Here is a 9,516-nt window from a genome sequence, read left to right as displayed (position 1 = left end):
GGCAAATAAATGCAAACACTGGCACATAAAACGCTAATTAATAGAAAAGTATTGTTGGAAATGATTCCGCTCTCTGACCGGACTATTTACAACTTAGAACAACGAGGAGAGTTTCCACGCCGTATTGTACTTACAAGCAGAAATGTAGCTTGGGATTTAGCTGAAGTTGAGAAATGGATTGAAGAACGAAGAACGTCTCGACTTCAGCCTATTCGACCAGGTTATTTTATGGGAGGTTAACAATATGGCACTAGATCTTTTGACTGCATTTAATGAACTGCCTCCACCGATTGACTACGTGTTGCCCAATATGGCTATGGGAACCATAGGAGCCATTGTTTCCCCTGGCGGCGTAGGTAAATCAATGCTGGCCCTTCAATTGGCGGCACAGGTAGCGGGTGGAGCTGATTTGCTGGGCATAGGCGATCTGGCTAATGGCTTAGTGGCCTATTTGCCCGCCGAGGACCCAATTACTGCTATTCATCATAGATTACATGCTTTGGGAGGATACCTTTCTCCTACACAAAAACAAATGGTGGCCCAAGGTCTGCTTATTGAACCATTGATTGGCAAATGTCCTGACATTATGGCTTCAGCATGGTTTGAAAGAATCAGGAAGGTAGCAGAGGGGAGACGACTTTTGATCCTGGATACTCTGCGTCGCTTCCATATTGAAGAAGAGAATGCCAGTGGCCCTATGGCGAAGGTTATCGGTCGAATGGAGGCTATTGCTGCTGAAACGGACTGCTCCATTGTGTTTCTGCATCATTCCAACAAAGGATCGATGATGATGGGTGGGGGAGACCATCAGCAAGCCAGTCGAGGCTCGTCAGTGTTAGTCGACAATATCCGCTGGCAAGCGTATCTCGCAAGTATGACTCCCACTGAAGCAGAAAAATTGGGTGTTGAGAGTAAACAGAGAAAACATTTTGTCCGCTTTGGTGTGAGTAAAGCTAATTACGGTGACCCATTTTCTGAGTGTTGGTTTAGACGATATGACGGCGGTGTACTTAAACCAGCCATCCTGGAACGTCAAAAAAGGCGGCCAGCTACGAAGCTTAAAACTGTGGTAGGGACTAGTGATGACAACTGGTAACAAGGTGACACCTACCAGCACGGTTCTGCAGGCTCGGGTGATGATCTATCAGCCTAGTAGAAAGCCATTACAACGTAAAGGTGAGTGGATGGATACCCGATTTGGGCGCTGTCGGGTAACTGGCAGGTTAGGGCAGCGCCATGCGGATATTGTTGAGTCTATGTTGTATGTGGCTGAGCGTCGTCGAGATATTTCGGACGGTGGTATTGAGCTGCTGGTTGATCCTGCAAAGCTGCGTCGAATGCTGTCCGAACGCCAATATAGTGATGACCGGTTAAAAAAACTAGTTTGTGAATTGCGATCTGCGACAGTTGAAATTGTCACACCGGAGTTGGAGTTGACCGGAGACCGCATCATTGGTGGTTTAGTTGACCATGTTGTTCCGTCTCCTATGACTCGATATAACCCGCTGACTCGCGGTAAGCGGAATCTGTGGCGTGTCAGATTAGGAGTTGCTTTGGTTATGCTGCTGGAACAGGACTTGTCTCTCTATTATGAGCCAACCCCTATTGCTAGGTTGCAATATGGGATTAGCCAAGCTGTTGCGCGCTATGTCCTCACTCATAAGCATGATCCTGTTGGAGGTTGGCACCTTGATACGCTCATCAAGGCTGTCAGTGGTGATGAAGTAAGTAGTAAGACTATAAGTAATCACCGGACGAGGATACGAGAGGATATCGATAGGTTGCGTTGTATCGGTATAGAAATCGACGCTGAAAGCCGTGTTAAACGACTCGCAGCGGCCCGGCAACACCTCACAGCGGCCCGGTAACACCTCACAGAGGCCCGTTTATGACTCACAGGGGCCCGATTTTTTGTCGTTTTAGCAGGATATTCAGGATATTTCAGGATATCCAGGCGGTGTAACCGCCCGTTTTATACGGGCTACACCTTAAAGTAATAAAGCCTAAAGGCTTTATCGAACGGCCTATGGCCGTTGGTTTAACGCCAAGAGGTAAAGAAGTCTTATGCTCTGCTCTCCTTCCTGGAGTACATCCCGACCGAAGGGAGACAATACTCCGAGTGTTTTGGCATCTAGATTGGCTGAAAGTGTCAATGAAAGTGGAGGGGTAATATTTGAGGTCAATTTAACTTTTTGATTTTAATGATTAATTAATGGTTATGTTTTGTCGGTTTTACTTTTTATTGACACTTGGGGGGCAGTTAAACGCAAAGGCTTTGAATTGTTTAGCCTAAAGCGGAAAGTGTTAGGAAAGCTGTGTTTTTCGGTGTCGTGATATTGAGTAAAGCCAACACACATAAATCACTGTAAGACCGCTAATTTAGCGCTATTCAGTCGCTATAAGTGCGCTGTCATACCGCTATAAGTGTCGGACTTATTGAGTAAACATAGTTTACACAGGAATAAACAGTTAAATGCAGAGAAATGCACACGGGCATGCATAACTTTCCGTGATAAAACCAAAGTTGAAATGAGGGCAGGATGTGTGAAGTAGGCCCTCCATGCAAGCATGGCGAAGCCTCTTCACTTATGACTTATTCGCACCTTCGGCACTCAACGTTGATCCTGCCCTGCGGGGCCTGAGAGAGGATACACAGATGGAGAACAACACAAATAAGACGACGAGAAAGAATAGTCCTCCGATTAAGGTCTATTGCTTACCGGAAGAGCGTGCGTTGATCGAATCCATGTCAGCACAGGCAGGGCTCAGTGCTTCGACCTATTTGCGCGAAGTCGGCCAAGGCTATCGTATCCAGGGAATTACCGATGCAGAGCATGTACGCGAGTTAGTACGGGTTAATGGTGACTTAGGACGTCTGGGTGGATTGCTGAAGTTATGGCTTAGTAATGATGCCAAGGTGGCACATGTTGGGGCCAATACGGTCTTGGCAGTGCTTAATCGTATCGAGGCGACGCAAGATCAAATGAGTTCACTTATGGAGTCTATTCTTCGCCCGGGGGCGGACCAATGATCGCCAAGCATGTACCGATGCGTTCTCAGGGGAAATCTGACTTTGCAGGCTTGGTGAATTACATCACCGATCACCAGCGCAAAGAACATCGACTTGGTAGCGTTTGTTTAAATAACTGTGAAGCGGAAACCGTGCGCGATGCGATCAGCGAGGTGTTGGCGACTCAGTTTGCGAATACCCGAGCGAAGAGTGATAAAACCTACCACCTGATAGTGAGCTTTCCTAATGGTGAACAGTTAGAAGCGCATACTTTAGCCGCGATAGAAGAGCGCATTTGCCAAGGGTTGGGTTATGGAGAGCATCAGCGTGTCAGTGCTGTACACAACGATACGGACAATCAACATATCCATATCGCAATTAACAAGATTCACCCTACTCGCAACACAATCCATGAGCCGTACTACCCGCATAAGAAGCTAGCGGAAATGTGTGAGGCCATCGAGCAGGACTTTGGTTTGCAGCCGGATAATCATATACCGCGCAAGCGCGGGGCCGAATCACGTGCGATGGATATGGAGCGGCATTCGGGTATTGAAAGCTTAGTGGGGTGGGTGAAGCGCGAATGCATGGACGAGATTAAATCAGCCAGTAGCTGGCAGGCGTTGCACCAGGTCATGCAGGACAATGGTTTGCAGTTAAGAACCAGAGGAAATGGTCTAGTGATCGTTGCCGATGGTGAAGCGATCATCAAAGCGAGCACCTTGGGACGTGAGTTTTCTAAACCCAAACTCGAAGCGCGCTTTGGTCCCTTTGAAGCGACTGCATCGGATTCTGTTAAGCCGAGCCGCCAATATACACACCGACCTGTTCGCTTAAAGGTGAATACCACCGAGCTATATGTCCGTTATCAAGCAGAGCAGAAACATGCTGCAGAGAGTAAAACGCAAGCCCTTGAACAGGCTCGTCGTGATAAAGATCGACAGGTTGATAACGCCAAGAGGAAAGGGCGTGGCCGTCGCGCAGTGATTAAGTTGACCGGTAGCAATCAGCTTACTAAGAAGCTTTTGTACAAACAGGCCAGCAATGCATTGAAAAGCGAGCTTGAGCGCATTCACAAGCGTTACCAAGAGCAACGGCAAACGATATATCAAAGCAATAAACGCCAAACCTGGGCGGATTGGTTAAAGAGCCAGGCATTACAGGGAGATGGCGAAGCCCTCAAAGCGCTACGTAGCCGAGAGGCTGCACAAAAGCTTAAAGGCAACACACTAAACGGGGATGCAGTTCAGGCTGAGTCCAAAGCAATGGTCGATACGATTACGAAAAAAGGCACCATTATTTATCGAGCAGGTAACAGCGCCGTGCGTGATGATGGTGAGCGTCTACAAGTGTCGACGGCTTCCAACCAAAGCAGTGTTTTAGCTGCGCTAAAGGTAGCAATGGAGCGTTATGGTAATCGTATTACCGTGAATGGTTCGCCTGAGTTCAAGGCGCGAGTAATCAAGGCGGCAGCAGATGGCAATCTGTCTATCAAATTTGCCGATCAAGGACTAGAACGCCGCCGTCAGGCATTAATAGCCCAGAATAAAAGGGCCAAGCGGTCTGATAAGCCTGGCGTGTTACCGATTGGCAAAGTGCCACCTTCACGTCGTGGCCGGCTGCAGAATCTATCTCAGTTAGAGGTTCTAGCTATTAAGTCAGGCCCTGTAACTGAAAAAACGGTGGTCATGCCAGCATTAGAGCAACGTAAAGCCAAGCTACAAGCTGAGCAGGCAGCTAAAAAAGCTAAACGACAACATAAGAGCCGCTCACGTTGATGTGATGGCAAAAGAATCGACGGAAGCCCTAACCGCTTCGGTTGGTAATGACACCGATGTTTAACCCTATTTGACCGCGCGTTTAACGGTGTCGCGCTGGTCGGGCGCCGAGATAGTAAGTGGCGAGCTAGCTCTGTACAGGCCCACATTCACCGCTGGTAACGGCAGGAGTAGAGATCAAGTTTCTACAGGTTGGTGAATGCAACTTTTAGTCATAACTACTAAGAGTAATTAACCATGCTAAAACGAAAAATTTTAGCGGCTAAAATTCCCGTGCTTGCCATCTCCTTGGCGTTAAACCTTTCTAATCCTGTATATGCGGGGATTCCGGTTGCTGATGGTACGAATCTAGTTCAGAACATCATGTCGGCAATGGAAGCTGTTACACAGACTGCTAAACAAATTCAGCAGTATCAAACCCAGTTGCAGCAGTACGAAAATATGCTGCAAAACTCGATGGCCCCAGCTTCTTATATTTGGGACCAGGCGCAGCGCACCATCAACGATCTGAACCAGGCGACCAACACGCTCGCCTATTACCAGAACCAGCTTGGCAGCCTCGATGCTTACCTAGGCAAGTTCCAGGACGTGGCCTATTACCGCAGCTCTCCTTGTTTCTCGGCAGCGGGGTGCAGCGATGCAGAACGGGCCGCAATGACTGAGAACCGACGCCTTGCGTCTGAATCGCAGAAAAAGGCCAACGACGCACTGTTTAGGAGTCTGGAGCAGCAGCAAGATAACTTGGAAGCCGATGCCCGTCAGCTTAACCGCCTGCAATCTGGTGCTCAGAGCGCGGACGGCCAATTGGCGGCTATTGGCTACGCTAACCAGCTCGCTAGCAACCAGGCCAACCAGCTCCTACAAATCCGAAGCCTATTGATTGCCCAGCAGAATGCCGTTGGCACTCGAATGCAGGCGGATGCTGACCGCGAAGCTCAATATCAAGCGTCTCGTGAAAGGTTGTTCGATATGGGCGAGCCAACCGACCGTTCAGAAAACAGGGGGTTTTAATCATGAAGAATATCACCCGAGTTTTTATCGTTAGCGCGTTGGCCTCTTTTGCTATGGTGGGGTGCGGCGAAGATGACGGGCCAAAGCCTGCAACGATCAACTGTGACAACCCGAACCTGACGAAAGAGCAGAAGGAAAAAGGGAACTGTCTTTGGGATATGGGCGAACCCACGGATCGCTCCAAGAACAAGGGGTTCTAATCATGATCAAGATATTTATTCGGCTTGTCATGCTCCTGGCAGTTGTACTTACTTCGCAAACAGCATCAGCGGCCATTGAGCCTAATGGTGTCTTAGATGAAGTGGCTGTGCGTTTCATGACAGCAAGTGCTACTTGGGGCTCGGTAATTACAAACTATGCTGCCTGGCTATTCTGGACGCTGGGCACTATATCCCTTGTTTGGACTGGCGGGACCTTGATCCTTAAGCAAGCGGATATAAGGGAGTTTTTTGCCGAGTTCGTGCGCTTCATCTTGACGTTTGGTTTCTTTCTCTGGTTACTCAGAAACGGCCCAGACTTTGCCACGTCAATTATCGATTCATTGAGAACGATCGGTGCTCAAGCCGGTGGCCTTTCGAGAGACCTAACCCCGTCAGAGCCTATTAGTATTGCGTTCGACATTATTGTGAAAGCTGGTAAGTCATACAGCATCACCAGCCCGATAGATAACTTGTCTATCTTCTTAATCACGTTGGCAATTTTGGCGTGTATGGCGGTAGTGGCGGCCAATGTGTTGTTGGCCTTGGTGACGGCTTGGATATTAGTCTATGCCGGTGTTTTCGTGCTGGGGTTTGGTGGTTCGCGTTGGACTTCGGATATAGCAATCAACTACTTCAAAAGCGTATTAGGCGTTGCTTTGAAGTTGATGACAATGACGTTGCTTATTGGCATTGCCATGTCGATCATGGATGGTTTCTATGCCGATCTATCCAATGATGCTCCCATGCGTGAATTGTTGGTGATCTTTGTCGTTTCACTGGTTCTCGTGATGCTCATTCACTCGGTTCCCAATGTGGTCGCTAGCCTGGTTCCTGGAGGCGGCGCGGCGGCAGGTGCTGGCAGCATCAGTGCCGGTGCGATGGCCGGAGCGGTTGTTGCCACTGGTGGTATGGCTGCCGGTGCCGCAATGGCTACCGCCGGCGGTGCGTCTGCTATTCAGGCTGCATTTGCAAAAGCGGGTGAGAACGTAGCGAATAATACTGACGTTATGTCGAGCCTGGGCGGTGCATTTAGTGGCAGTGGCGATTCTGATGAGGCTGGCTCCTTCTCTCAAGCTTCCGGTCAATCTTCTGGCGGCGGCTTTAAAGGTAGCGCTGTAAAAGCGGGGCGTATTGCAGCGGATACCGGTGCGAATTTGATGAAGGGAATGGGTGATATGGCCGGGGATAGAATCAGCGGCACTACCGGAGGTCGTCTAGCTAGTTCGATCCGAAACAGTACGAAAGATAACGGGGATGATGACGATAAGGAGGGCGACTGACGACGTTTCCCCTGCATTTGACAACGATAGCTTAGGCGGTGGCGGCACTGGCTGGATGAATCAAACCGGCGGCTTTGATGACCTATCCAGTGAGGACCAGGAAGAAGCGCGTCAAGCACACGCAGAATGGCAAGAGCGCGATCCGGAAAAGCACACCTTCGATGTTGAGGACTACGTTTCATATGCCCAGGAACGCCAGCAGGAGCGTAACGAAGAGGTTGCCAGCTTTGTTAAAAAAGGTCGCATGGCCTAACTAAATAAGGATTACTGATTATGGAGTTTAACTTTCCACCTCAAAACCTTGCGGAGGTATTTGGTTTCTTCGCAGTGATGTCCATTGTGATGCTGGCCTTCTATTTTTTGGGGCAGTGGCTGCACAACACCGGGCACGGTCCGAAGATGAAAGCCATTGCCGATAAAATGGAGGTATTCCAAAACAGGTTGGCCGGGCGTGCTTACAAGGACATGACGAGATCGGTCGAGCGAATCGACAAAATGAGGTATTGGCCGTTTGGCAGACGATAGTAGTCAGGAAGCATACGGGTCTATGATCGCTCATCGGCCAGTATTTCTAAAAAAACATCTTTCAAAGATGTGGTTGTGTATGAAACTTCATCTCAAGCATAACTTATTTCTGGATAGTTCCGCGTTATTCACTTGGTCACATTATATCTTTTGCAAAGGTATGAAAGGTGTTACTTCTTTTGCTAGCAGCCCTCTGGTAAATGGTAGATGTAGGCCTAAATGTACAGCTATTGGAGGCTTTAGCATCGGATAATTAAACTGTGATTAACAAACAAAATGAAAGGATCGCCATTCAGTTGTTTCTTCATTTTTACTTTCGTTTTGTGGAAGGAACTAGACTTACAATAACCAAGCATATCAAATAACTTGAATAACCTATCATTACGATGTAGCTTAGTTTTAGCTCACATGCAGATTTGTTGGTTGCGTTTCGCAACCTGTGACAACATGGTCTAAGTGACTCGCCTTCTCGGATTGCTCCTATTGCTTTCCTGAATTACTCGCTAGCGGCGCGTAAGAGTGCATGTGAGCTACTTCTTTTGGCTTTAATGACAAAGAGTGTAATGTGATTCATAGAAGAAACTATTTACTACTTAAACAAGCTAAAACAAAACCTGAATTAGCGTCGATATTGGGTGTTTCAGCAGCTTTTCTTACCAGAACCTTGTACAGACCAGGTGTAACATCACACGTAAATTCGCATTATCATCAGTTCGATATTACCAAGAAATCCGGTGGTGTTAGAACGATCAGTGCACCATCTGATGAATTAAAAGATCTTCAGCGTAAATTGTCAGATTTGCTATTGGATTGTAAAGGGGTAATTCATCTTGATAATAAAGTTGAATGCTCTCTTTCTCATGGTTTTGAACGAGAAAGATCAATCATAACGAATGCGCGTGTTCATCGTGGTAAAAAAAATGTATTAAATTTAGATTTGGCAGATTTTTTTGGAAGCTTTAACTTTGGTAGGGTTCGTGGATACTTTATTGCCAATAGAGACTTTAAATTAGATCCCCATATAGCAACCATTATTGCTCAAATAGCATGCTATAAAGATTCTCTGCCTCAAGGGAGTCCTTGCTCTCCAGTTATTGCTAATCTCATTACTAATAGTCTTGATATTAAACTGTCAAAGTTAGCTAAAAGATATGGCTGCTCGTATACAAGATATGCTGATGACATAACTTTTTCGACTAGAAAAAAAACTTTTCCCACAGCTATCGTTAAAAACGTTGAAAATATGACACTAGGTTCAAAGTTACTTGGTGAAATAAGGCGTTCTGGATTTTCAGTAAACCATATAAAAACTAGGTTGCAATTTAAAGATTCAAGACAGGAAGCAACTGGCTTAGTTATTAATAAAAAGGTAAGCGTTAAATCGGAGTATTGGCGTTTAACCAGGGCTATGGCTCATTCCCTATTTAAAACTGGTAAGTTTAAGGTTGCCGAACAAGATGGTTCATACAGGGATGGTCATTTATCGGAGTTAGAAGGTCGGTTAAATTTTATTGATTCTATCGATTTTTATAATAACCGACAACATAAGAAAAAACCAGAACCAAAATTTGAACCTAAGATACATACAGGAATTAATAAATTCCGCGGCAGGTTAAATACAAGGGAAAAAGTTTATGGGAGATTTTTACAATATAAACACTTTTTTGCAAATGAATATCCAACAATATTGACTGAAGGAAAAACAGATAACG

At 46.7% G+C, this 9,516-nt stretch carries 11 protein-coding genes; all 11 read left to right on the top strand.

Annotation, left to right across the window (positions count from 1 at the left end):
* The first annotated feature begins 9 nt into the window (after nt 1-9).
* Nucleotides 10-240, top strand: coding sequence for a helix-turn-helix transcriptional regulator (locus CAG64_RS08860; RefSeq protein WP_161488486.1), 231 nt, complete (start codon nt 10-12; stop codon nt 238-240).
* Nucleotides 179-1,096, top strand: a complete 918-nt coding sequence (locus CAG64_RS08855; RefSeq protein ID WP_237668423.1) for a helicase RepA family protein — start codon at nt 179-181, stop codon at nt 1,094-1,096. The genes CAG64_RS08860 and CAG64_RS08855 overlap by 62 nt, the downstream gene beginning before the upstream one ends.
* Complete coding sequence (locus CAG64_RS08850; RefSeq protein WP_161488484.1) at nt 1,083-1,868, top strand: ABC transporter ATPase; 786 nt, start codon at nt 1,083-1,085, stop codon at nt 1,866-1,868. Before CAG64_RS08855 ends, CAG64_RS08850 begins: the two co-directional genes overlap by 14 nt.
* 788 nt (nt 1,869-2,656) lie before the next feature.
* Complete coding sequence (gene traJ, locus CAG64_RS08845) at nt 2,657-3,031, top strand: conjugal transfer transcriptional regulator TraJ (protein ID WP_140203780.1); 375 nt, start codon at nt 2,657-2,659, stop codon at nt 3,029-3,031.
* Nucleotides 3,028-4,788, top strand: coding sequence for a TraI/MobA(P) family conjugative relaxase (gene traI / locus CAG64_RS08840; protein ID WP_161457698.1), 1,761 nt, complete (start codon nt 3,028-3,030; stop codon nt 4,786-4,788). Before traJ ends, traI begins: the two co-directional genes overlap by 4 nt.
* A 237-nt stretch (nt 4,789-5,025) precedes the next feature.
* A complete protein-coding gene (trbJ, locus tag CAG64_RS08835) occupies nt 5,026-5,799 on the top strand; it encodes a P-type conjugative transfer protein TrbJ (protein ID WP_065770638.1) in 774 nt (257 codons plus the stop codon).
* 2 nt (nt 5,800-5,801) lie between these two features.
* Nucleotides 5,802-5,999: a hypothetical protein gene (locus tag CAG64_RS08830; protein WP_025795234.1), complete on the top strand. Its 198-nt coding sequence runs from the start codon at nt 5,802-5,804 to the stop codon at nt 5,997-5,999.
* Between the two features lie 2 nt (nt 6,000-6,001).
* The gene (gene trbL / locus CAG64_RS08825) at nt 6,002-7,279 is read left to right on the top strand and encodes a P-type conjugative transfer protein TrbL (RefSeq protein ID WP_161457699.1); all 1,278 of its coding nucleotides are present in this window, start codon (nt 6,002-6,004) and stop codon (nt 7,277-7,279) included.
* A gap of 55 nt (nt 7,280-7,334) precedes the next feature.
* Nucleotides 7,335-7,532, top strand: a complete 198-nt coding sequence (locus tag CAG64_RS23800; RefSeq protein WP_001927369.1) for a hypothetical protein — start codon at nt 7,335-7,337, stop codon at nt 7,530-7,532.
* 20 nt (nt 7,533-7,552) lie between these two features.
* Complete coding sequence (locus CAG64_RS08815; RefSeq protein WP_161457700.1) at nt 7,553-7,804, top strand: hypothetical protein; 252 nt, start codon at nt 7,553-7,555, stop codon at nt 7,802-7,804.
* A 565-nt stretch (nt 7,805-8,369) separates the two neighbouring features.
* A partial coding sequence (locus CAG64_RS08810) for a retron Ec67 family RNA-directed DNA polymerase/endonuclease (RefSeq protein WP_161489305.1) occupies nt 8,370-9,516 on the top strand: 1,147 nt, incomplete at its 3' end.

Source organism: Vibrio sp. V38_P2S17PM301, assembly GCF_009904845.1.
In the GTDB taxonomy this organism is placed as follows: Bacteria; Pseudomonadota; Gammaproteobacteria; order Enterobacterales; family Vibrionaceae; genus Vibrio; species Vibrio proteolyticus.
This window is presented reverse-complemented; position numbering and strand designations above follow the sequence as displayed.